General features: G+C 75.1%; 19 protein-coding genes. 9 read left to right on the forward strand and 10 right to left on the reverse strand.

Translation table 11 applies throughout. The annotated features are described in order from the left end of the window. Window positions 1-68: 68 nt before the first annotated feature. The 3 genes from CPE01_RS13350 to serS form a co-directional block, all read right to left on the reverse strand. Window positions 69-1451: an ABC transporter substrate-binding protein gene (locus CPE01_RS13350; RefSeq protein WP_146807313.1), complete on the reverse strand. Its 1383-nt coding sequence runs from the start codon at window positions 1449-1451 to the stop codon at window positions 69-71. Between the two features lie 258 nt (window positions 1452-1709). Then, window positions 1710-2507 carry an HAD family hydrolase gene (locus CPE01_RS13355; RefSeq protein WP_146807314.1) on the reverse strand — a complete coding sequence of 266 codons (798 nt, stop codon included), beginning with the start codon at window positions 2505-2507 and terminating at the stop codon, window positions 1710-1712. Then, on the reverse strand, window positions 2504-3784 hold the full coding sequence (gene serS / locus CPE01_RS13360; protein ID WP_146807315.1) for a serine--tRNA ligase: 1281 nt from the start codon (window positions 3782-3784) through the stop codon (window positions 2504-2506). The genes CPE01_RS13355 and serS overlap by 4 nt, the downstream gene beginning before the upstream one ends. A gap of 164 nt (window positions 3785-3948) precedes the next feature. Here serS and CPE01_RS13365 point away from each other — a divergent pair, with 164 nt between their 5' ends. Further along, window positions 3949-5088, forward strand: coding sequence for a diacylglycerol/lipid kinase family protein (locus tag CPE01_RS13365; RefSeq protein WP_146807316.1), 1140 nt, complete (start codon window positions 3949-3951; stop codon window positions 5086-5088). A 117-nt stretch (window positions 5089-5205) separates the two neighbouring features. Then, complete coding sequence (locus CPE01_RS13370; RefSeq protein ID WP_146807317.1) at window positions 5206-5892, forward strand: GntR family transcriptional regulator; 687 nt, start codon at window positions 5206-5208, stop codon at window positions 5890-5892. A 27-nt stretch (window positions 5893-5919) separates the two neighbouring features. On the opposite strand, the gene pheA is transcribed toward CPE01_RS13370, so the two are convergent. From pheA to CPE01_RS13395, 5 genes are all read right to left on the reverse strand, one after another. Beyond that, window positions 5920-6906, reverse strand: coding sequence for a prephenate dehydratase (pheA, locus tag CPE01_RS13375; protein WP_146807318.1), 987 nt, complete (start codon window positions 6904-6906; stop codon window positions 5920-5922). Continuing rightward, window positions 6887-11347, reverse strand: a complete 4461-nt coding sequence (locus CPE01_RS13380; protein ID WP_246783939.1) for a hypothetical protein — start codon at window positions 11345-11347, stop codon at window positions 6887-6889. Before CPE01_RS13380 ends, pheA begins: the two co-directional genes overlap by 20 nt. 74 nt (window positions 11348-11421) lie before the next feature. Then, complete coding sequence (locus CPE01_RS13385; protein ID WP_246783940.1) at window positions 11422-12273, reverse strand: glycosyltransferase family 2 protein; 852 nt, start codon at window positions 12271-12273, stop codon at window positions 11422-11424. 167 nt (window positions 12274-12440) lie between these two features. Beyond that, entirely contained in the window at window positions 12441-13019 is a 579-nt protein-coding gene (locus CPE01_RS13390; protein WP_146807320.1) for a methylated-DNA--[protein]-cysteine S-methyltransferase, read from the reverse strand. 128 nt (window positions 13020-13147) lie between these two features. After that, complete coding sequence (locus CPE01_RS13395) at window positions 13148-13972, reverse strand: DUF5926 family protein (RefSeq protein ID WP_146807321.1); 825 nt, start codon at window positions 13970-13972, stop codon at window positions 13148-13150. Window positions 13973-14277: 305 nt separating this feature from the next. Here CPE01_RS13395 and pgm point away from each other — a divergent pair, with 305 nt between their 5' ends. Beyond that, window positions 14278-15960 (forward strand): phosphoglucomutase (alpha-D-glucose-1,6-bisphosphate-dependent), encoded by a 1683-nt coding sequence (pgm, locus tag CPE01_RS13400; protein WP_146807322.1) that lies wholly within the window; start codon window positions 14278-14280, stop codon window positions 15958-15960. A gap of 70 nt (window positions 15961-16030) precedes the next feature. Here pgm and CPE01_RS13405 read toward each other — a convergent pair whose 3' ends face one another. Continuing rightward, window positions 16031-16318: a GNAT family N-acetyltransferase gene (locus CPE01_RS13405; protein ID WP_146807323.1), complete on the reverse strand. Its 288-nt coding sequence runs from the start codon at window positions 16316-16318 to the stop codon at window positions 16031-16033. An 89-nt stretch (window positions 16319-16407) separates the two neighbouring features. On the opposite strand from CPE01_RS13405, the gene CPE01_RS13410 reads away from it, so the two are divergent. From CPE01_RS13410 to CPE01_RS13425, 4 genes are read left to right on the forward strand one after another with little or no spacing between them, the layout of a single operon-like run. Then, window positions 16408-17712 carry an MFS transporter gene (locus tag CPE01_RS13410; protein ID WP_246783941.1) on the forward strand — a complete coding sequence of 435 codons (1305 nt, stop codon included), beginning with the start codon at window positions 16408-16410 and terminating at the stop codon, window positions 17710-17712. 21 nt (window positions 17713-17733) lie between these two features. Continuing rightward, complete coding sequence (locus CPE01_RS13415) at window positions 17734-18753, forward strand: phosphotransferase family protein (protein WP_146807324.1); 1020 nt, start codon at window positions 17734-17736, stop codon at window positions 18751-18753. Window positions 18754-18786: 33 nt separating this feature from the next. Further along, window positions 18787-19290, forward strand: a complete 504-nt coding sequence (locus tag CPE01_RS13420; protein WP_146807325.1) for a helix-turn-helix transcriptional regulator — start codon at window positions 18787-18789, stop codon at window positions 19288-19290. Between the two features lie 9 nt (window positions 19291-19299). Further along, window positions 19300-19710, forward strand: coding sequence for a VOC family protein (locus CPE01_RS13425; RefSeq protein WP_146807326.1), 411 nt, complete (start codon window positions 19300-19302; stop codon window positions 19708-19710). A gap of 108 nt (window positions 19711-19818) precedes the next feature. On the opposite strand, the gene CPE01_RS16650 is transcribed toward CPE01_RS13425, so the two are convergent. Continuing rightward, complete coding sequence (locus tag CPE01_RS16650; protein ID WP_222592930.1) at window positions 19819-20511, reverse strand: M15 family metallopeptidase; 693 nt, start codon at window positions 20509-20511, stop codon at window positions 19819-19821. A 613-nt stretch (window positions 20512-21124) separates the two neighbouring features. Between CPE01_RS16650 and CPE01_RS13435 the strand changes: the two genes are divergently transcribed. Together CPE01_RS13435 and CPE01_RS13440 are read left to right on the forward strand one after the other, a co-directional pair. Next, complete coding sequence (locus CPE01_RS13435; protein ID WP_146807327.1) at window positions 21125-22600, forward strand: sensor histidine kinase; 1476 nt, start codon at window positions 21125-21127, stop codon at window positions 22598-22600. Next, window positions 22593-23064, forward strand: a 472-nt coding sequence (locus CPE01_RS13440; protein ID WP_246783942.1) for a response regulator, incomplete at its 3' end; no start/stop codon positions are given. The genes CPE01_RS13435 and CPE01_RS13440, both read left to right, overlap by 8 nt.

Genomic DNA, 23064 nt, shown 5'->3' on the forward strand with positions numbered 1-23064 from the left:
AACGAGCGGGGGGCTGTGTGCAGGCAGGTGCCCCGGGGGCCGTCCGCCCCCGGGGCACCTGCCTCATGTCACGGCCAGGCAGCCTCGATCTTGTCGAGCGTGTCCTTGGTCGACTGACCGGTGATCCAGCTCGTCGCCTCCTTCCAGAACGCGTTCGAGCCGACCGCGGCGGGCATCATGTCCGAGCCGTCGAAGCGGAACACCGCGTTCGGGTCGAGCAGGATGTCGGCCGAGAGCTTGTCGATCGGGTTCGTCAGGATGGACGCGTCCAGGCCCTTGTTGGCGGTGATCCAGCCACCGTTCGTGCGGTCGACGCTCGCCTGTGCCTTGAGGTTCGCCCAGGTGTCGGTGCTCCAGAACTCGAGCAGCGCCTGCACCTCGGGACGGTCGGCGAACGCGGTCACGAACTCGCCGGCGCCCAGGACCGGCTTGTCCTCGGCCGTCTTGCCCGGCAGGTAGAACGCGAACACCTGACCGTTCTCGGAGATGTCCGTGCCCTGCGGGAAGTTGGCGGCGTAGAAGCTCGCCTGGCGGTGCAGCGAGCACTGCCCGTCGAGGATCGGCAGGCCGCCGTCCTGGAACGCGGTCGTCGCGATCGACGAGACGTCGCCGAACCCGCCGTTGACGTAGTCGGGGTTCTTGAGGAACGTGCCGACGGCGTCGAGGGCCGCGGTCGGCACCTCCGAGTTGAAGGCGATCTCGTGGCTGACCCACTGGTCGTACACGTCGGGGCCGCCCTCACGCAGGACGAAGTCCTCCATCCAGTCCGTGACCGGCCAGCCGGTCGCGGCGTCGGACGCGATGCCCGCGCACCACGGCTTGTGGCCCGAGTCGGCGGCGATCGTGTCGGACAGGGTCGTGAGCTCGTCGAGCGTCGTCGGGACCTCCCAGCCGTTCGCCTCGAACTCCTGCGGCGAGTACCAGACCAGCGACTTCACGCTCGCGCCCGAGGGCGCGGCGTAGAACGTGCCGTCGACCGTGCCGAGCGCCTTCCAGTCCTCGCCCCAGAACTCGTCGACGTTGGCCGCGACGGCCTCCGGGGCCTCCTTGACGGTGCCGGTCGCGACGAGCTGGGCGAGCAGGCCGGGCTGCGGGACGATCGCGATGTCGGGCGGGTTCCCGGCCTGGGCGCGCACGAGGATCTGCTGCTCGAACTGCTTGTCGGCCTGGTAGTCGACCTTGGCGCCCGTGCACTCCTCGAACGGGACGAACGAGTCCTTGTAGGGCTGGTCCTCGGGGTCGACGATCCCCGCGTAGATCGTGATGGTCTTGCCGGAGAGGTCGCCGTACGACTCGAAGTCGGCGCAGTCCGCGCTCGACGTCGCGTCGCCACCCCCGTCTCCGTCCCCGCCGCCGCCGTCGTCGTCGCTCGAGCAGGCGGTGAGAACCAGGGCGAGGGCCGCGGCCGAGGCCGCGACGAGGGTGTACCGACGCTTGCGCTTGACGTTCATGAGACCTCCGTGTCGTCATGGCCGCACCCGCGGACGTCGACGTCCGCGCGCCATCCCCACGATGCAATCCGTTGCAGAAATCCACCGCAACCCGAGAGACGGGACAAAGCGGTCACGGTTGAGTCACGAATCGACCGTCATGCGCGTGGCGCGCTCCGGCGCGTCGCACGCGCGCGACCAGCACGGACGTACCGACGCGCGGCGGCCACCGCCGTGGCGGCGGGCCGGCCGCGGGTGAGGCGTGGTGCCGCCTCGGCGCTACGCCAGGAGCCCGCGCAGGACGCTCAGCGCACCGTCGTCGTCGATCGTGCCGGTGACCTCGTCGGCCACCCCGCGCACGCGCTCGGGCGCATGCCCCATCGCGATGCCGCGCGCGGCCCACTCGAGCATCTGCAGGTCGTTGCCGCCGTCGCCGATCGCGAGCGTCGCGAACGGCTCGACGCCCAGGCGCCGGCGCACGGCCTCGAGCGCGCTCGCCTTGGACACGCCGCCGGGAGTGAGGTCCAGCCACGCGGTCCAGCCGACCGCGTACTCGACCTCGTGCAGCCCGACACGCTCGACGAGCGCGTGGAACTCCTCGGGGCTCGCCCCAGGCGCTCGGATCACGACGCGCGTCGCGGGCGTCGCGGCGAGCTCGTCGAACCCGACGACCGCCATCTCCCCGCTCAGCTCACCCGCGGGGAACAGCTCCGAGACGCGGAACCCGACACCCAGGTCCTCGACCGCGTACAGCGCGTCCGGCAGCTCGAGCGCGATCGCGCGCAGCGCCGGGCCCGGGTCGAACGTCACCGTGTCGACGATCGCGAAGCCCGACGGCTCGGAGTCGTCGAGACGGGCCGTGACCGCGCCGTTCGAGCACACGAGCCAGCCCTCGACGAGCCCCAGGGCACGGGCCACGGGGGCCGCCGAGTGCACCCCGCGTCCGGTCGCGAGCACGACGTGCACGCCCGCGTCGACGAGACCGCCGATCGCCTCCCGGACGCCGTCGGAGACGACCCCGTCGTAGGACATGAGCGTCCCGTCGACGTCGAGCGCGACCAGGCGGGTGCGGGTCATCGGGGCTCCAGCACCTCGAGGCCGCCCAGGTAGGGCCGCAGCCCGACCGGGACGTGCACCGAACCGTCGGCCCGCTGGTGGTTCTCGAGGATCGCGACGATCCAGCGCGTCGTGGCCAGCGTGCCGTTGAGCGTCGCCACCGGGCGGACCTGGCCGTCCGCGGTGCGCTCGCGCACGCCCAGGCGACGCGCCTGGAACGTCGTGCAGTTCGACGTCGACGTGAGCTCGAGGTAGCGCTGCTGGCTCGGCAGCCACGCCTCGCAGTCGAACTTGCGCGCCGCGCTGCTGCCCAGGTCGCCCGCAGCCGTGTCGATCACGCGGAACGGGAGCTCGGCCAGCGCGAGCATCTCCTTCTCCCACGCGAGGATGCGGCGGTGCTCGGCCTGCGCGTCCTCGACGGTCGTGTACGAGAACGCCTCGACCTTGTGGAACTGGTGCACGCGGATGATGCCGCGCGTGTCCTTGCCGTACGAGCCGGCCTCGCGCCGGTAGCACGCGCTCCACCCCGCGTAGCGCTTCGGGCCGTCCGACAGGTCGAGGATCTCGCCCGAGTGGTAGCCCGCGAGCGCGACCTCGCTCGTCCCGACGAGGTACAGGTCGTCGGCCTCGAGGCGGTAGACCTCGTCGGCGTGCGCACCGAGGAAGCCGGTGCCCGCCATGACCTCCGGCTTGACCAGCGTCGGCGTGATCACCGGGGTGAATCCCGCCGCGAGCGCCTTGTCGACCGCCGCGTTGAGGAGCGCGAGCTCGAGCCGCGCCCCGATGCCGGTCAGGTAGTAGAAGCGCGCACCCGAGACCTTAGCGCCGCGCTCGGTGTCGATCGCCTGCAGCCCCTCACCGAGCTCCAGGTGGTCCTTCACGACGAAGTCCGCGCCGTACTCCGCGGCGAAGTCGCGCGGCGTGCCCACGTGCTCGAGCACGACGTAGTCGTCCTCGCCGCCCGCCGGGACGCCGTCCTCGACGATGTTGCCGATCCGGCGCGCGAGCTCGTCGGCCTTCGCCTGCGCCGCGTCCGCCTCGGCCTGCAGCGCCTTGACGCGCTCCGCGACCTGCTTGGCGTGCGCGAGGAGCGCCTGCTTCTCGTCGCCCGTGGCCTGCGCGACCTTCTTGCCGTGCGCCTTCTGCTCGGCGCGCAGCTGCTCGAACTCCGTGAGCGCGGAACGCCGACGCGCGTCGGCGTCCAGGACCTCGTCGACGAGGCCGGGGTCGTCCCCACGGGTCACCTGGCTGGTACGCACGGTGTCGGGGTCGTCACGCAGGAGCTTGAGATCGATCACCCTCGAAGGCTACCGACCCGGCCGGTGCACGCTGAACCGCATTCGCTCGCGACCGCCGGGCTCGGGCCGCGTCCGGGTGCCCGACGATCGCCGCCCACGCACACCGCCGGGTGAACGGCCGCATTCCAGGCGACCAGCGGCGACGCGCTGGGTAGGTTGCGCATGTGAGGTGGGAGGCCTGGGTCGCGGTCGTCGCCGGTGTGCTGGCGCTGGCCGCCCTCGTCGTCGCCGCCGTCGTGGCCGCCCGCCAGCGCGACCTGCGCCGACGGCTCGAGAGCTCGACCGTCATCAGCAGCCCGCGCGCGCAGTCGCTCGGCCGCGAGGTGCGCGAGCGCGGGCAGCAGCTCGCGTTCGTCGCCAACCCCACCAAGCCCGACGTGCCCGCGCTGCGCGTGGCGATCGAACGCGCCGCGCGCGAGCACGACCTGCCGCAGCCGCTGTGGTTCGAGACGACCGTCGAGGACCCCGGCGTGGGCCAGGCCAGGGACGCGATCACCAACGGCGCCGACGTCGTCGTGGCCGTCGGCGGCGACGGGACGGTCCGCGCGGTCGCGTCCGCGCTCGTCGGCACCGGCATCCCGATGGGTCTGCTGCCGCTCGGCACCGGCAACCTGCTCGCACGCAACCTCGACATCCCGGTCGGCAACCCGCTCGCGGCGCTCGAGGTGGCCCTCGGCGGCCGGGACCGCACGATCGACGTCGGCTGGCTCACGGTCGTGCACGCCGCGCACCTCGCGGAGACCGACGGGATCCGCGCGCACAACGACGACGAGCACCTCTTCCTCGTCATCGCCGGGCTCGGCTTCGACGCGGCGATGGTCGCCGACACCGACGACGACCTCAAGGCGCGCGTCGGGTGGATCGCCTACTTCGTCGCCGGGATCAAGCACCTGCACGGCCGCCGCACGCGCGTGCACGTGCGCATCGACGACTCCCCCGCGACGTCGGCCCGCCTGCGCAGCCTGCTCGTCGGCAACTGCGGCAAGCTCCCCGGCGGCCTGACCCTCCTGCCCGACGCGGTCGTCGACGACGGCTGGCTCGACGTCGCGGCGATCGACACGCGCGGCGGTGTCGCCGGCTGGGCGCAGCTGTTCGGGGAGGTCGTGCTGCAGGGTGTCGGCGTCAAGGGGATGCCCAAGGGCGTCGGCCGCATCGACCACACGCGTGCCCGCCACATCCGGGTCGTCGTCTCGGGCGGCGAGCAGGCGCAGGTCGACGGCGAGGTGATCGGGCGCGTCACCGAGGTCACGGCACGCGTCGACCCCGACGCGCTCGTCGTCCGGGCGCCGCGCGTCGCCGGCTGAGCCCGCCCCTGCGACCAGCGCCGGGCCGGGGCCGGGGCCGGGACGTGGGTCCCTCGTGCCCCTGCGTGTGCGTGCATACGCTCGAACGGACTCGCCCCATCTCGCGCAGGAGGCACCATGCCCGTCCCCTCTCAGACCGCAGCGGTCGAGTCCGGGCGGCTGCTCCTGGCGGACATCGTGTACGAGCGCCTCATGGCGGTCATCGTCAGCGGCGAGCTCGCCCCGGGCGAGGTCGTGCGCGAGGAGGAGATCGGCGCGTGGCTGTCCGTGTCGCGCACGCCCGTGCGCGACGCGATGCGCCGGCTCGGCGACCAGGACCTGCTCGCCTACCAGCCCAACCGCGGCTCGCGCGTCGCGCCGCTCGACCCGCACCACCTCGACGACGTGCTCGACGTCGTCGCGACGCTCTGCGGCCAGGCCGCCGCGCGCGTCGCACCCGACCTCGGCGCGGCGGACCTGGCGGTCGTCGAGGCGCACCTCGAGCAGGCGACCAAGGCCCACGCGAACGGTGAGGGCATCACGCGCGCGCTCGAGCTGGACGCCGCGTTCGACGTGCTGCTGGAGCGCGCGGGCAACCGCATGCTGACCCGCACGGTCGTCGGGATGCGCCCGCACGTGGACCGGCTGCTCGGCCTGCTGCCCGGCTACCCGGAGCCGCAGGTCGTCGAGAGCAAGACCGCCGCGCTCGTCGAGGCGCTGCGCTCGCGCGACCCGCGGACGGCGGGCGACGCGGTGCACGACCTGGTGCTCGAGCTCGGCCGCACGCTCATGGCGGAGGCGGTCCGGCGGGGGCTGGCGGCCTGAGCCGCGTCGCGCGTCGCGACCCGCCGGTCAGGACGCGCGGCCCGCGCGCACGTCGTCGAGCCACCCGCGTGCAGCGACGAACTCCGCGTCGCTCGTCCCCACGTGCACCGTGGGGCGCACCGCGTCCGCGCGCGGGTAGGAGCCCAGGAAGCGCACGTACGGGCAGCGGCGGTGCAGGCCCATGAGCGCCTCGCCCACGCGCTCGTCGCTCACGTGCCCCTCGGCGTCGATCGAGAACGAATACCGGCCGAGCGCGTCGCCGATCGGCCGCGACTCGATGCGGGACAGGTTCACGCCGCGCGTCGCGAACTGCTCGAGCATGGACAGCAGCGCACCGGCCTCGTTGTCGGGCAGGTGCACGACGAGGGTCGTCTTGTCCGCGCCGGTGGGCGCGGGGATCTGCCCGGGGTGCCCGACGACGACGAACCGCGTGACGGCCGACGCGTTGTCGGCCACCTCCTGCGCGAGCGGCGTCAGGCCGTACGTCTCGACCGCGGGCGGGGGCACGAGCGCGGCGTCGAAGCCGAGGTCCGCCGTCGACCCCTGCGCGGCCGCGTCGGACAGCAGCGCGGCGGGTGCGGTGTTCGACGTCGCGGGGACGTGCACGACCCCGGGCAGGTGGCGCGCGAGCCAGCGGCGGCACTGCACCCACGCGTGCGGGTGGGCCGAGATGCGCCGCACGTCGCTCAGCGCGGTGCCCGGCGCGGCCGCGAGCGTGAACTGCACCGGGACCAGCACCTCGCGCAGCAGCACGAGCGGCGAGCCCACCGCGAGGGAGTCGAGCGTCGCGGTCACGCCGCCCTCGACGGTCGACTCGATCGCGACGACCGCGTGGTCGGCCACCCCCTCGCGCACCGCGTCGATCGCGGACGCGACGTCGACCTGCGGCAGGTACACGGCCTCGTCGGGCGAGGCGACCTGGCGCAGCGCGGCCTCGGTGAACGTCCCGGCGGGGCCGAGGTAGGCGTAGCGCAGGGGGCGCTGCCGGTCGTCGTCAGGCTGGCTCGTGGACATCGTGGCCGTCCGGTCGGGGTGCGGTGGGGTCGTGCTGGGCAGGGTAGTCGTCGGCGACGGCGCGCAGCCCGAGCGTCCCGAGCAGCGGCACCGCGGCCACCAGGATCACGGTGGCGATGCGCACGCCGTAGTCGTTGACGAGCCCGCCCGCGACGGCCGCGACCAGCAGGCCGACGACCACGGGGCGCGCGGGCGGCCAGCGTCGTTCGAGCAGGTCCCACGCGGGGACCCGCACGCGCGAGCGCGGCCACAGCACGACGACCGTGAGGACGACGACCGCGAGCGTGAGCACCGCGATCCACCCGCTCGTCACGGTGTCCGCGGCGTACCCGAGCTTGCGCGAGATCGTCTCGGACGCCGACCCGTCCACGACGCGCTGCACGAACACGCCCAGGTGGGTGCGCTCCGCGGCCGGCCGCAGCCAGTCGAGCACGGCGATCCCGCCGACGAGCACGACGCCCGCGACACCGGCGACCACCAGGCGCTGCCACGTGACGCGCACGCCGGCGACGCCGAGCACCACGACGAGGCCCGCGGGGACGAGCACGAGCCCGCCGCCCACGTCCGCGCCGAGTGCGGGCCACAGGTCCACGACGAGCGCGACGAGGCACACGGCCGCGGCGGCCGCGGTGCCGAGCAGGCGGCGGCCGCGCTGCACGAGCGCCCAGCCGACGATCGCGGCCGTGACCAGCGCCGCGACCACGTAGAACGAGTACGTCGGGTTGCCGAAGCCGTAGAACCGGCCGCCGAGCGTGACGGCGGGCCCCTGCGGGCTGCCGCGGTGCAGCGGCGTGCCGAGCACCGCGTCGAGCGTGAGCACCACGAACGTCACGCCCGCGACCACGCCCGGGCCGAGGGTGAGCGGCCGCCGTGGGGCGAGCGCCGCCACACCCGCGACCGCCGCGGTGCCCGCCGCGAGGCCGAGCCACAGGTTGCGGCCCGGGTCGACGTAGCGCCACCACGACGTCGTCGTCATGAGGAACAGGCCCACCGGGAGCGCCGCGAGCGCGAGCAGCACCGCGTCCGCGACGCGGCGCAGGCGCTCGGCGAGCGCGGGCCGGCTGCGCGCGAGACGCGGACCGAGCACGGCGGCCGCCGCGACGACGAGCAGGCCCAGCACGAGCGGCGGGTTCGTGACGGGCGACGACGTGCCGCGCAGGGCGCGGTCCCGGACCGAGAGCTCGGCGAGCTGGCGCACCGTCGTCGCGACCGCCGCGGGGCGGTCCTCGCCCACGCGCACGGGTGAGCCCGCGAAGTCGTCGGAGATCGACGCGTCCGCGTGCGTCAGCAGCGCGACCGGCACGTCGAGGAGCCGGAACACCCCGACCCAGCGCGTGGCCGCGCTGCCGAGGAAGCCCGCCCCCGTGGCCGGGTCGCCGATGCCGACGCCGAGCGCGACCGGTCCGCGCTGGGCACGTCCGGTGTCGACGACGAGCACGGTCGCCTCGTCGGGCGCGACACGCAGCACGCGCGCGACCGCGCGGTCCACCGCACGCAACGCGTCACGCTGGGCGTCCTCGCCGAGCACGTCGAGCAGCACCGGCTCGACCGCGGCCGAGCCCGCGTCGACGACCGTCGTCGGGCACGCGAACGCGTCGTCCGGGTCCGCGAGCGCGGCCTCGAACGAGCGGTACCGCGCGAGCGAGCCGTCGGGCTGCGCGAGCGCGAGGGCCGCGCCCTGGCCGATCGCGGTGCTGCACGTGCCCGCCGCGGCCAGGCCCGCACCGAGCGCCCCGAGCCTCGGCCGGAACTCCGAGCGGCTCTGCAGCGCGACCAGCTGGTCCCAGTGCTGGACGGTCGCGCCGCCCGCGGCGTCCGGGGTGACGCCCCAGCTCGCGCACGACCACCGGCCGCCGGTCGTGCTGCCCGTGACGGGCGCGCGGCCCGACGACAGCGCGAGCCAGCCGCCCGACGCGCACCACGCGTTGCGGCCCGACGCACCGGGCGTGACGCCGCCCGCGGGCGCGCCGTCGCGCAGCAGGCTCCACAGCGTGGGCGTCTCGACGCGGTCGACGTCGGACCAGTCCACGCCGGCCGTCCCGACGAGCACGACCGGCTGGTCCGCGGGCATCGCCGAGGTCCCGTTGCCCGTCGTGACGTCGCCCGCGACCGCGGCGGGCAGCGGGACGGCGACGGTCGCGACGAGCAGCGTCGCGAGCAGGCCGCCGCCCGTCGCGACGAGCACCGCGGGCATGCGGTGCAGCGGGGCGCGCACGGGTGCGGGGTCGTCGGGCAGCTGCGCCCACCGGTCGTGCGCGAGCGAGCCGAGCAGCAGCGCACCCGCGACCGCGAGCACCGCGCTCGCCACGACGACGCCCGAGTCGTTGAGCACCGAGCCGAGGACCGCGGCGACGACGACCGCGAGCAGCGTGCGCCGCAGGCCCGTCCAGCTCACGTAGAGGCGGCGCAGCGCGGCCGGACGCCACCGGTCCGGGCCGACGAGCACCGCGCACACGGCGACGCACACGACCGCCGCGACCATGCCGACGGGGTCGGAGACGGTGGCCCACGCGCCCGCGGCCTTGCCCGCGACGACGTCCGCCGCGTCGCCGTCGAGCACGCGCTGCACGAACTGACCCAGGTGCGAGCCCCGGCCGGGCCGCGCCCAGTCGACGATCGACACGAACGCCACGACCGCGACCGCCGCGCCCACGTACGCGAGGACTCGTCGGACCCCGATCGCCCCGCCCGCCACCCCGACGAGCAGCACCGCGAACGCGGGCACGAGCGCGAGCACCCCGCCGAAGTCCGCGCCGAACGCGGGCCAGCCGTCGACGACGACCGACACGAGCCCGACGAGCGCGACACCCATGAGAGCGAGCCGGCGGCTCCCGCGGTCGATCGCGTACGCGGCGAAGCCCGCCGCGAGCACCAGCCCGGCCGCGGCGTACACCCCGAACGTCGTGTTGCCGAACCCGTAGTAGCGCGCGCCGAGCGTCGAGATCCCCAGGACCGAACCCTGCTGCAGCACGGTCCCGGTCACGCCGTCGACCGTCACGACGAGCCACGTCACGCCCGCCGTCGCGGTCGCGAGCCGCCACCGGCTCGGCGGCAGCAGCCGTGCGACGCCCCACGCCACCAGGGCCATGCCGACCGTCGCCGCGCCCCACCACGCCGCCGCGGAGAACAGCGGTGCGGGCGAGCCCCACCACCGCGCGAGCGCCGCGAGCAGCGCCCCCACGGGCGTGCACGCACCCAGCAGCAGCAGCGCGACGGTCAGGCGGCGCAGCGCGGGTGCGGGTACGCGGCGGCGGCGCCGCAGCACCGCGACCGCGCCGACCGCGAGCGCGCACGCCCCGCCCACGACCGCCAGCAGGAGCGGCAGCAGGTGCGGCGCGATCGTCGTCATCTCGGTCAGGTACCGGCGGTTCTCGACCGTGCGGTCCGCGGTCATGCGGCGCTCGGCGCTCACCCGCAGCGGCGCGCCGTCGAGCTCCGAGGTGTCCGCGCCGGCCGCGTCGACGAGCGTCGCGGACAGGTCGGTGAGCGTGACGATGCCCGTGCGGCGCGTCGAGTCCGAGGTCAGCCAGCCGACGGTCCCGCCGCCGGCCTCCCACTGCACGACGGCCTGCAGCCCCGTCTCACCTGCCGGGCCGTCGGACGTGCCGGCGACGACCACGCGCGTGCCGGTGTCGACCGCCGCGACGATCCGGCGCAGCTCGTCGTCGAGGAGCGACAGCGCGTCGCGACGCTCGGTGCGGTCCGCGGGCAGGTCGCCGCCGTCGAGGACCGTGACCGGGCAGGCCGCGAGGGCCGCGTCGCCCACCGCGCCGAGGTGCGGTGCGTACCGCTCGAGCCGGCCCTGCGCGTCGGCGAGCGCGATCGCGGCGCCCGGGCCGAGCGCGGTCGTGCAGCGCTGCGTGGTCGCGACGAGGGTCGCGACCGTGCCGGGCTCGCCGTACGAGCCCGCGGGGACGTCGTCCGACGGCGGGTCGACGAGCTCGTCCCACCCCTCGACACCCGCCGGGGCCGGCGACGTGCCGCCCGTGCTCACCGCGGGCATGGGCGGGCAGTCGTCGACGGCGTCGCCCGTGCCGTCGTCGGAGCCGTCGCCGTCGGAGCCGTCGGAGCTGTCGGAGCCGTCCTGCCCGGCTGACCCGGACGGTGCGACCTCCGACACGCTCACGGGCGGTACGCGCCGGCCCGCGGAGATCGTCAGCCACCCGCCGAGGCGGCACATCTGCGCCGACGACGTGTGCACCGAGATCGACCCGACCGAGCCCTCGGCGACCATCCGCCACAGCGTCGGCGTGCCCGTGCGGTCCACGTCGTCCCAGTGCAGCCCGCCCACGCCGACGAGGACCACCGGACGCGCGTCGGCGATCTCGTCCGTCGCGGGCTGCGCCGCCGCGCCCGAGGCTCCCCCGACGAGCAACCCCGCACCGAGCACCGCCCCGAGGGTCCCGATCAGGGCACGACGCACCGTCAGGGCAGCCCGCACGGCCCGCACCCCACGGCGCGCGCGGGCAGGGCGGTGGTCGGGCACTCGTCCAGGGTAGGGCGAGCCGGTCGCGCTCAGCGGTGGGTCGCCGGACGCGAGGGCGTGACGGTCCGCTTGACCGACCCCGCCGCGGCCCGCAGCCGACGCGCGTTCGCCGCGAGCTGCACGTCGCGGTACTGCGCGGCCCGGTGGAGCTGTCCGCGCAGGTCCGAGCCCGACGGGCGGTGCCGCAGCTCGCACGGCACCTCGACCACGCGGAAGCCCTGCCGCAGCAGGTCGATCGTCATGCCCGTCTCGACGCCCCAGCCGTGCGCGAGCGGCGTCGCCGCCTCGAACGCCTCCCGGGTCAGGCAGCGCATGCCGGACAGGGGCTGCGTCGGCGTCCAGCCGGTCAGCGACGCGATCGCGCGGCGTGCGGCGCCCACGACGATCCCGCGGCCACCCGCGCCCGGCTGCGGCGGGAGCAGCGCGATCGCGAGGTCCGTGTGTCCCTCGAGCACCGGCGGGACGAGCGGCGCGGTGTTGACGGCCGTCTCCGCGAGGTCGCCGTCGATGAACAGCAGGACGCGCGGCGGGCGGTCCGGGGCGTCGCGCATCGCGACGACCGCGGCGCCGGTCTCCATCGCGGCGGCCTTGCCGCGGTTGTGCGAGTGCCGCACGACGACCGCACCGGCCTCACGCGCGACGTGCTGGGTGTTGTCCTCGGAGCCGTCGTCGACGACGAGCACGAGGTCGACGTGCGGGATCGCCTTGGCCGAGCGGACGGTGGCCGCGATGCGCCGCGACTCGTCCTTCGCCGGGATGATCACGGCCACGCGCTGGCGCACGCGCGGTCCGGAGGGGGTGCGGCCGACGGCCTTCGCCGACGAGCCACCGGCCGGGGTCCCGGGCTCGTCACCTGCGGGGTCGGCGGGAACGGGGGGCATCACAGCGTCAGCCTATCGACGTGGGGCACCCTCGCCGCACGAGGACGGGCCTGTGTCCGGCGACGACACGGAACCCGCACGCGACGTCCACCAGGACGCCGTGCAGGCGGGGCTCGTCGGCCCCGCCCGGCGGCCGGGCGCCACCGTCCCCGGCGCGCGTGCGGCCCTCAGAACAGCGTGGCCGCGCGGCCCGCGTCGCCCTGCTCGAGGTCCAGCAGGGAGCGCTTGCGGTCGACGCCCGCGGCGAACCCCGTGAGCGTGCCGTCGGCGCCGATCACCCGGTGGCACGGCACGACGATCGCGATCCGGTTCGCGCCGTTGGCCGCACCGACCGCGCGCGACGACGTGCGCGGGTCCAGGCCCAGGTCGGCCGCGAGCGCACCGTACGTCGTCGTCGTGCCGTACGGGATGCGGCGCAGGCCCTCCCACACCAGGAGCTGGAACGCCGAGCCGGTGGGCCGCAGCGGCAGGTCGAACGTGCGCAGCGCACCCGCGAAGTACGCCTCGAGCTGGCGGGCCGCCTCGGCCAGCACCGGGTCGTCGTCGGGCACGACGCGCGTGCCGGGAGCGTCCCCGAACGGGTCGGGTGAGGCGTCGTCGGACCGGGTCATCCGCACGTGCGTCACCGCGCCGTCCGCGACCGCGACCGCGACCGGTCCGATCGGGGTGTCCAGCACCGCGTGGAGGCGTCGCGCGTGCGGGCCCTGCGTGTGCGGGCCCTGCGTGTGCAGGCGCTGCGTCGTCATGCCGTCCCCCTCGTCGTCGTCCAGCCTGCGCCCGACCACCGACACACCTGCGCATGACAGCGGTGCCCGGGCGTCGTCCTGCAGGCGCCCGGGCACCGTCGGATGTGAGGTCGTGGGTGTGCGACCGTTCAGCGCAGCGTGACCTGCCGGGCGACCAGACCCGCGCGGGCGCGACGCTCGTTCGCGTCGAGCGGCTCGGTGCTCTCGAGCGCGGCGGTGAAGCGCGGCAGGAACTCGGCGATCGGCCCCTCGAGCTCCTCGGCCTCCGTCCCGCGGGCCAGCTCCCACACGGGGACGACGAGGCCGCTCGACCGGAAGTAGCCGATGAACTTGCCGTCGGCGAAGCCCGACTCGCGCTTGGCGTGCAGGCGCGCGAGACCGTCCAGCACCACCTGCTCGTCGTGCGGCTGCGCCCAGCGCAGGAACTCCTTGGCGCCCATGCGGCACCAGTACGCCGACTCGACGCCCGCGACCGCGGCGGTGTCGATGATGCCCGCGTCGGCGTCCTCGATCGCGGCCTCGAGGTCGGACGTGCGCTCGACGTCGGGCGCGAGCCAGTACGAGAACGAGTCGTGCACGGTGACCTCGAACGGCACGGACAGGTCGAGCACGTCCTGCAGGCGCGGGCCGGGCTCGGGCAGGCCGGTCGTCTCGACCGCCGTGCCGGGCTCGACCTCGAGCGCCTCGAGCAGCGCGACCGCGAGGTCACGGCTCGCGTCACCCGAGCTGGACGCGGTCTGCAGCGCGAGCAGGATCACGCCGTCGGCGCGGTGCAGCGCGGGCCACGCCTGCGGCAGCACCGTGGTGACGAGCACGTCCTTCGCGCCGTACTCCTTGGTGGTGCGCGCCGTGGCCGTCGCCGCGGGCACGACCTCCTTGAGCGCGACCCAGTCGGGCTCACCGGGGAGCCCCTCGAACGGACGCAGCACGAACTCCACAGAACCCTTGGCCATGCGCGCGAGCCTACCGGCCCACCCCCTCCCCGCCCTCACCCACGCTCGCCCCCTCGGCACCCACCCGGCCGGGCCGCGACCGCCCCGCGCCCACCGGGTCGTTGCTCGCGGCGGGCGGTTCGTCGCCGCTGCATCGCTTCGTCGTCGCGCACCGACGAAGCGGCGCGCGAGCGACGAACTCGTCGGGAGCAGCGCGTGCGCGCGGCCCGGTGCGAGCGCGGCGCGGGGTCCGGCGCGGCGAGTGTGACGTGTCGGGGGCTCGGGCGGGGTGGGCACGAGGGCGCTCGGCGGGGAAGGATGTCGGCATGCACCCGCGCGCCGGAACTCCCGCACTTCCCGAGGACCTCATCGACGTCGACGCACTGGTCGGCGCCTACTACGACCGCGTCCCGGACCCGTCGGTCCCCGACGAGCAGGTCGTGTTCGGCACGAGCGGCCACCGCGGCTCGTCGCTGTCCACCGCGTTCAACGAGGCGCACATCGTCGCGATCACGCAGGCGATCGTCGAGTACCGCCGCAGCCAGGGCACCGACGGCCCGCTGTTCATCGGCCGGGACACGCACGGGCTGTCCGAGCCGGCGCAGCGCACGGCGATCGAGGTGCTCGTCGCGAACGGCGTGGAGGTGCACGTCGACGCGCGCGACTCGTTCACGCCCACGCCTGCGGTGTCGCTCGCGATCCTGCGGCACAACGGTGCCGGCACGTCCGAGGGCGTCCGCACGCACGGTCCGGGGCTCGCCGACGGCATCGTCGTGACCCCGTCGCACAACCCGCCCGCGGACGGCGGCTTCAAGTACAACCCGCCGCACGGCGGACCCGCGGGTGGGGAGGCGACCGGCCCGATCGCGGCGCGCGCGAACGAGCTGCTCGCCGACGGCTGGCGCCACGTGGCCCGCATCCCGTACGAGCGCGCGATCACGTCCGACCTGGTCAAGCGCCACGACTACCTCACGGCGTACGTCGACGACCTGACGAACGTCGTCGACCTGGAGGCGATCCGGACCGCGGGGGTGCGGATCGGCGCGGACCCGCTGGGCGGGGCGATGGCCGAGTACTGGGGCGTGATCGGCGAGCGGTACGGGCTGGACCTGACCGTCGTGAACCCGACCGTGGACCCGCGCTGGCCGTTCATGACGCTCGACTGGGACGGCAAGATCCGCATGGACTGCTCGTCGCCGCACGCGATGGCCTCGCTCGTGGCCCGCATGACCGCGGGCGACGGCCCCGCGCCGTACGACATCGCCACGGGCAACGACGCGGACTCCGACCGGCACGGGATCGTCACGCCCGACGGCGGGCTGCTCAACCCGAACCACTACCTCGCGGTGATGATCAGCTACCTGTTCGGCGGCGCGCGTCCGCAGTGGCCGACGAGCGCGGCGATCGGCAAGACGCTCGTGTCCTCCTCGCTGGTCGACCGGGTGGGCGCGCAGCTGGGCCGGACCGTGCTCGAGGTCCCGGTCGGCTTCAAGTGGTTCGTGCCCGGCCTGATCGACGGCTCGGTCGGGTTCGGTGGTGAGGAGTCCGCGGGCGCGAGCTTCCTGCGCAAGGACGGCACCGTGTGGACCACCGACAAGGACGGGCCGATCGCGTGCCTGCTCGCCTCGGAGATCCTCGCGACGACCGGCAAGTCGCCGTCGGAGCACCACCGGGCGCTCGTCGACGAGCTCGGCGAGTCCTGGTACGCGCGCATCGACGCGGCCGCGACCCGCGAGGAGAAGGCCAAGCTCGGCGCGCTGTCGCCCGAGCAGGTGACCGCGACGACGCTGGCCGGCGGCGCGATCACCGCCCGGCTGACGGCGGCGCCCGGCAACGGTGCGGCGATCGGTGGCCTCAAGGTCACGACCGACGACGCGTGGTTCGCGGCGCGGCCGTCGGGTACCGAGGACGTCTACAAGATCTACGCCGAGTCGTTCGTCTCGGCCGAGCACCTCGCGCAGGTGCAGGCGGAGGCGAAGGACGTGGTCGCGGCGGCCCTGGCCAACTGACCGCGCCCGCGGCGCACTCGGGTCAGGCCGCGGGGTCAGGCAGCGCGCTCGGGTCAGGCAGCGCGCTCGGTCAGGCCCGGACGCGCAGCAGGTCCTGGTAGTCCGGGTGCCGCGCGATCCACGCCTTCACGAACGGGCACAGGGCGACGACGTCCCGCCCCGACGCCCGCACCTGGTCCAGCGCGCCGCGCACCAGCTCGCTCCCGACACCGCGGCCCTCCGCCGCGGGCAGCACCTCCGTGTGCGTGAACACCACGGTGCTCCCCTGCGCGTCGTACGCCGCGATGCCCAGCAACGACCCGTCCGTGTCGTGCGCCTCGAACCGCTGCTCGTCGACGACCTCCACCACGTCCACCATCCGCACATCCTGGCCCGCCCGCCGCCTGCCCGCACCCGTGCCGGGCAGTGCGTGCGACCGAGCGGCGGACCGGGTGCGACGATGGGCGCGTGTTCCGGCCGTATCGCGATGTCCTGTCCCGGCCCGGTGCTCTCGCGTTCTCCGCCGCAGGCGTGGTCGCCCGGCTCCCGATCTCGATGGTCGGCATCGGGATCGTGCTGGCGGTCTCCTCGGTCTACGAGGCGTACGCGCTGGCGGGCCGGGTCTCCGCAGTCTTCGTGGTCGCCTCGGCGGTCACCGCACCGCTGATCTCCCGCGCCGTCGACCGGTACGGGCAGGCGCGCGTGATGTTCCCGGCGCTCGCGACGTGCGCCACGGGACTCGTCGCGCTGATCGTCGCGCTCGTCGCGGAGGCCCCCGAGCCGGTGCTGTACGTGACCGCGGTCGTCGCGGGCGTCAGCGGCCAGTTCGGCTCGCTCGTGCGCGCCCGCTGGTCGTACGTGCTCCAGGGCGACCCCGTCGCGCTGCACACCGCGTACTCGCTCGAGTCGGCGCTCGACGAGCTCGTGTTCATCATCGGCCCGGCCGCCGCGACGCTGCTCGCCACGAGCGTGACCCCCACCGCGGGCATCGTCGTGCCGCTCGTCGCGACGGCCGTCGGCGGGACGTGGTTCCTGCTGCAGCGCCGCACCGAGCCGCCGCCCACGCCGCACCACGAGACGGGCGGGCCGTCGATCCTCGCGGCGCCCGGCATGCTCCTCCTCGTCGGCGTCTTCCTCGCGATGGGCGCGATCTTCGGTGCGACCGACGTGGCGACCGTCGCGTTCGCCGAGGAGGAGGGCCGCAAGTCGGTGGCCGGGCTGATCCTCGCGGTGTTCGCCGCGGGGTCGCTGGTGTCCGGGCTGCTGTACGGCGCGCGTCGCTGGGTGCAGCCGCTGTGGGTGCGGTTCGGGATCGGCATGGTGCTGCTCGGCATCGGCGTCTCGTTCTTCTTCGTCGTGAACTCGCTGTGGGCGCTCGCCGCGGTCATGTTCGTCACCGGGTTCGCGATCGCGCCGACGCTCATCAACGGCAACGGCCTGGTGCAGGAGCTCGTCGCGCCGGGGCGTCTCACCGAGGGCCTCACGTGGGTGGGCACGTCGCTCGGCATCGGCGTGTCGATCGGTTCGTCCGTCGCGGGCGCGCGGATCGACGCGGACGGCTCGCACGCGGGCTTCCTCGTCGTCGTCATCGCCGGTGCGGTGGCCGTCGTCGGGACGCTCGCGTCGCTGCGGACGCTGCGTGCGAGCCACGAGGCCCGCCTGTCCGACGACCTCGCCCGCGTGGGTCACGTGTCCGAGGACGACGTCGACGAGGTCACCGACGCGCGTGCGGTCGAGGTGGACGGGCCTTCCGACCTGCGCTCCGACGCCTGAGCACGCCCTACGCTCACTCGCGTGACCGAGTCCCGCGCGCCCGACGCGACCGTGCCGCTCGACGCGCTGGCGACGCTCGTCGTACCGCTCGGCACACTCGCCGACGCCGTCCGGCTCGAGGGCGGCTACTTCGCGACCACGTACCGCGTCACGCTCGGCGACGGCACGCGCGTCGTCGTGAAGACCGCCCCGAGCGACTCCTCGCGGCTCATGACCTACGAGAAGGACCTGATCCGCACCGAGGCGCTCGTCTACGGGCTCGCGGCCGCGCACCCCGGCCTGCGGATGCCGCGCCTGCTGCACACCGACTTCACGCGCACGGTGCTGCCGGGTGACGTCGTCGTCGCGTCCTGGCTGGAGGGTGTCCCGCAGTCGGAGGCGGGGTTCGGGTCGTTCGACGACGACGCGCGTGCGGCCCGCGCCCGGCGCGACCTGGGCGCGCTGATCGGGCGGCTCGCGAACGTCACCGGAACCGTGTTCGGCTACCCGCAGTCCCCCGCGCTGCAGGCCGCGACGTGGCGCGCGGCATTCACCGCGATCGTCGAGGCGCTGCTCGCCGACGCCGCCGCATGGGACCTGGACGTGTCCGCGGACCGCGTGCGCGCCGCCCTCGCCGTGCACGGTCACCGGCTCGACGAGGTCGTCGTCCCGTCGCTCGTCCACTGCGACCTGTGGCCCGGGAACCTGTTCGTCGACCCCGCGACGGGCGAGGTCGTCGGCGTGATCGACCCCGAACGCGCCATGTGGGGCGAGCCGCTGGTGGACGTCGTCGGTGCCGACCCCATGTGGGACGGGCTCGAGCGCCCCGAGGACGCCGCGCTCGTCGGCTCGCTCGACGTCTCCTCGCCCGGCCCGGCGGCCCGGCTGCTGCTGTACCGGATGTGGCTCGGGCTCGTCATGACGGTCGAGGGCTCCCCGCGCGGCTACACGGGCGACTGGGCGCAGTGGTACCGCACGACGAGCCACGGCAACCTGCACCGTGCGCTCACGGCGCTCGAGGCGCTCGACCTGCTCGACGCCGGAGATCCCGCACGCGTCTAGCGTCACGGTGCCGGGCCGGGCAGGCTGGTCCTCATGACCGGTACGCCCGACGCACGCCTGCGCGAGCTGGCGCTGCTGCGCCGCGTGCGTGACCGGATCGACCGGGAGTACGCCCAGCCGCTCGACGTCGAGGCGCTCGCGCGCGGCGTGCACCTGTCCGCCGGGCACCTGAGCCGGCAGTTCCGGGCCGCGTACGGCGAGTCTCCGTACAGCTACCTCATGACGCGGCGCATCGAGCGCGCGATGACGCTGCTGCGGCGCGGCGACCTGTCGGTGACCGACGTGTGCTTCGCGGTCGGCTGCTCGTCGCTGGGCACGTTCAGCACGCGGTTCTCCGAGCTCGTCGGCATGTCACCGAGCGAGTACCGGCGGCGGTCCGCCGACGACGGTGCGGGCATCCCGAGCTGCGTCGCCAAGCAGGTGATGCGGCCCGTCCGGCAGTCGTCGCGCGCGCCGGACCCTGCGCCGCGCTCGTCGTCGCAGGGCTCCGGTCAAGAGGTCAGGAATCGAGAAGCGGCCGCCGCCCCGCGCTCCTAGCGTGGCGGTATGGACCTCATCATTCACACCACCTTCCTGCCGGCCGACGACCCCGACACCTCGCTGGCGTTCTACCGCGACGTCCTGGGCTTCGAGGTGCGCAACGATGTGGGCTACGGCCAGATGCGCTGGATCACGGTCGGCTCGCCGGACCAGCCGCAGACGTCGATCGTCCTGTCCCCGCCCGGGGCGGACCCGGGCCTGACCGACGACGAGCGCCGCACCATCGCCGAGATGATGGCCAAGGGCTCCTACGCGACGCTGGTGCTGGCCACGTCCGACGTGGACGGCACGTTCGAGAAGCTGGCCGGCGCAGGCGCCGAGGTGACCCAGGAGCCGATGGACCAGCCGTGGGGCGTGCGTGACTGCGCGTTCCGCGACCCGGCCGGCAACCACCTCCGCATCAACCAGCTCACCTGACCCGGGCACGGTCCCGGACCGGCGCCCCCGTTCGCGAAGTCGTCAGGCCCCGGTGAGGTCGTCAGCTGCGGCTGACGATCTCGCGTGGTGCTGACGACTTCACGGCTGCTACCAGCCGGAGGAGGAGTCGGGGAGCATGGGGGCGCACGTCGTGGCGCCCTTCGGGAGCGGTTCGAAGTGCCAGACCTCGTTGGCGTAGGTGCGGCACAGGCCGTAGTCGAGGCCGTGCTCGCCGAGCCACAGCGCGCCCTCGGTCGGGCCGACGTCGACCGCGAGCCCCTGCACGTGCGCGGAGCTCTCCGGCGGCAGCACCCAGCGGCTCGCCTCGCGCTTCGACCCGTACCGCTTGATCGCGTCGGCGACGAGCCCTTCCTGCTCCTGCGCGGTGCGCTTGCCCGACGTCACGCTCAGCACCACACCGTCCGCCTCAGCCGCCGCCTGCGCACGGGCCACTCGCCGCGCGAGCGTCGGGTCGAGGCCTGTCGCGACGAGCGCGTCGGAGATGGCCACGACGTGCGCGTCGTCGGTCCCGTCCTTGCCGGTCGAGCCGGGGGCGCCGTCCTGGCCGGCGGCTCCGGCCGCGCCGCCCGCACCGTCGGCTCCACCGGCGCAGCCCTCGTCGTCCGGTTCCGGGCACGTCAGCGCGTGAGCGTCCGCCCCCGCTCCGTGCTCGGGACCGACGGGTGCGCCGCCGGACACGGTCGTCGGGCCCCCCAGCCACCCGACGACCGCCTCCGACCGCGCCCCCGTGAGCCCGTACACCGCCCCTCCAGCGAGTACGAGCACGACGACGAGCGCCACGCGCCGCCCCCGATGCCGCCGCACGCCCTCCCGTGCGACGCCGTCCGCGAGCACTGCGTCCGCGAACGCTGCGTCCGCGCGAGCTCTCGGTGCGACCGGTCGACCGTCTGCGTCGGTGACCGGCGACCACGTCGAGCGCGCCGTCCGCGGAGCACGCGGCTCCGGGACGCCCCGGCCGCCGACGCTCCCGTCGACGACCGCCGTCGCGGTGGCGGGGCCCAGCGGTCGCCGGCTCCATGTGGCGTCGGTCGTACCGGACGCGTGGCTGGCGACGGCGCCTGCCGGGGCGTGCGCGGTGACGGCACGGGACCGCACGGAGCGGCCGCCCGCCTGCCTCGACCCGGCGCTCGTCGGCGCAGCGCTCAGGGGCACAGCGCTCGTCGGCCCGGTGCTGGTCGGCCCAGTGCTCGTCGTCATGGTGACGAGCCTCGCGGGACCGGGTGGACCCGGGCGTCGGGCTGGGGTCTGGTCGTGGCGGGTGCCGTGCCCGACCCTCGGTCGACGCGGTGCCCACCCTGCGGCGACCCCCGGCGGCCCGGGTCCACCCCAGGGTGGAGAGCGTGTCGTCCCGCAGGGCGTCGGCGCCGCGCCGCGGTCCGCGTAGCGTGGCGTCATGTCGCACGCTGATCCGGCCGCCGGCGCCGTGACCAGGCCGGACGGGTCGTCGTCCGGTGGTGCGACGCCCGACGACACCGCGACCGCGGCTCTCCGGCAGTGGGCGGCCGCGCCGCCGCCACGCCCGCGCGCCGCCCGGCCGGACGTGGCGCGGGACGTCTTCCGGGTGGGTCCGGCGGATCCCGACGACGGTGCGGCTCCAGCGGGTGTGGGCCCAGGGGGTGCGGACCCGACGGGCGTCGGCCCGACGACCACCCGCCCGGCACGTGCCGGGCGGGTCGCGGGTGCCGTGCTCCGGCAGGACGTCGTGGTCGCGCTGACCGTCGGCGCGGTGTGGGGCGGTGCGCTGCGCGTCGTCAGCTCGTGGGACTACTGGATGCCGCGGTCGATCGCGACCTGGTGGTGGGCCGGGCTGTGGTTGGTGGTGGCGATCGCGCTGCGCCGGGCCGCGCCGCGTGCAGGCTTCGTGCTCGTCATCGTCGGGTACGCGGTGACGTACACGCTCGTCGTCGACGGCGGCCGCATGCAGGCGCTCGTGCACGTGATCCCGGTGCTGGCCGCGACGTACGCCGTGACCAGGGCCGGCGCGCTGCCCGCGTGGGTCGCGGCGCCCGTCGGGGCGGTCACGGGCGTCGTGCTGCAGGCCGGGGTGGCCAACGCCGCGTGGGGTCTGAGCACGTTCGACTGGCACCCCGTGCTCGACCTGTCCTCGGCCGCGCAGCTCGTCGCGCTCGTCGTCGCTGCCGCGGTGATCGGGGCGATGGTGCACCGGCTCGCGCAGACGTCCGCGTCGCTCGCGGAACGCAACGCGCAGCTCGTCGCGCTGCAGGAGGTGCGCGCGCGGGAGGCGGTGCTCGACGAGCGCACGCGCATCGCGCGCGAGCTGCACGACGTGGTCGCGCACCACGTCTCGGCGATCGTCGTGCGCGCGCAGGCCGCCGACCGTGTCGCGGACGCCCAGCCCGACGCGCCGCGCGAGGCCGTGAGGTGGATCGCCCCGGCGGGCCGCGAGGCGCTGGACGCGATGCGGTCCGTGGTCCGCGTGCTGCGCACGGGCGACGACGAGTCCGCCCCCTACGCCCCGACCGCGGGCCTCGAGTCGCTGCCCGCGGTCGTCGGACGCGTCCGCGAGGCAGGCCTCGACGTGGACGCGAACCTGCCCGCTCCCTTGCCGGCGTGCGCGCCCGCGGTGGGGATCGCCGTGGTGCGGGTCGCGCAGGAGGCGCTGACGAACGTGCTCGTGCACTCGGCGACGACGACCGCATCGCTCACGCTGACCGCGGGGGCCGGCACGCTGCAGCTCGTCGTGCAGGACCCGGGCCCACCCCGGCCCCGCGACACCGGCGGCGGCAGCGGCCTGCTCCACATGCGCGAACGCGCCGCCGCGGCCGGCGGCACCGTGACCGCAGGACCCCGGCTGGGAGGCGGCTGGGTCGTCCACCTCACGCTTCCCCTGGAGGGCGCACGTGCCTGACCTGACCCGCGTGGTCGTCGTCGACGACCAGCCCACGATCCGCCTGGGCCTGCGGATGATCCTCGACCACGAGCCGGACGTCGAGGTCGTCGGCGAGGCCGGCGACGGCGCCGCCGCACTCGACGTCGTGCGGGCCACGCGGCCCGACGTGGTGCTGCTCGACGTGCGCATGCCCGGGATGGACGGCGTCGAGGCCACGCGCCAGATCCGCGCCGACCCGCTGCTGGATGACGTGCGCGTCGTCGTGCTGACCACGTTCGACGACGAGGAGTACGTGACCGGTGCGCTGCGCGCCGGGGCGGACGCGTTCCTGCTCAAGGACACCGAGCCCGCGACGCTCGTCGCGACCGTGCGCCGCGTGCGCGCCGGCGAGCAGGTCCTCGACCCGAAGGTCACCGGCGTCGTCGTCGGTCAGTGGCGCGCGTGGGCCGCCGGCCGCAGCGCACCTGAGCCCTCTGCCGGAA

The sequence above is a fragment of the Cellulomonas persica genome (genome assembly GCF_007989825.1).
Lineage (GTDB): Bacteria > Actinomycetota > Actinomycetes > Actinomycetales > Cellulomonadaceae > Cellulomonas > Cellulomonas persica.

Bases quoted from the DNA above. Each gene is read 5' to 3' on its own strand.
- CPE01_RS13425 (WP_146807326.1), top strand. From the start codon at position 19,300: ATGGACCTCATCATTCACACCACCTTCCTGCCGGCCGACGACCCCGAC.
- pheA (WP_146807318.1), bottom strand. From the start codon at position 6,906: ATGTCCACGAGCCAGCCTGACGACGACCGGCAGCGCCCCCTGCGCTAC.
- CPE01_RS13355 (WP_146807314.1), bottom strand. From the start codon at position 2,507: ATGACCCGCACCCGCCTGGTCGCGCTCGACGTCGACGGGACGCTCATG.
- pgm (WP_146807322.1), top strand. From the start codon at position 14,278: ATGCACCCGCGCGCCGGAACTCCCGCACTTCCCGAGGACCTCATCGAC.
- CPE01_RS13435 (WP_146807327.1), top strand. From the start codon at position 21,125: ATGTCGCACGCTGATCCGGCCGCCGGCGCCGTGACCAGGCCGGACGGG.
- CPE01_RS13405 (WP_146807323.1), bottom strand. From the start codon at position 16,318: ATGGTGGACGTGGTGGAGGTCGTCGACGAGCAGCGGTTCGAGGCGCAC.
- CPE01_RS13420 (WP_146807325.1), top strand. From the start codon at position 18,787: ATGACCGGTACGCCCGACGCACGCCTGCGCGAGCTGGCGCTGCTGCGC.
- CPE01_RS13390 (WP_146807320.1), bottom strand. From the start codon at position 13,019: ATGACGACGCAGCGCCTGCACACGCAGGGCCCGCACACGCAGGGCCCG.
- CPE01_RS13370 (WP_146807317.1), top strand. From the start codon at position 5,206: ATGCCCGTCCCCTCTCAGACCGCAGCGGTCGAGTCCGGGCGGCTGCTC.
- CPE01_RS13385 (WP_246783940.1), bottom strand. From the start codon at position 12,273: ATGCCCCCCGTTCCCGCCGACCCCGCAGGTGACGAGCCCGGGACCCCG.
- CPE01_RS13395 (WP_146807321.1), bottom strand. From the start codon at position 13,972: ATGGCCAAGGGTTCTGTGGAGTTCGTGCTGCGTCCGTTCGAGGGGCTC.
- CPE01_RS13350 (WP_146807313.1), bottom strand. From the start codon at position 1,451: ATGAACGTCAAGCGCAAGCGTCGGTACACCCTCGTCGCGGCCTCGGCC.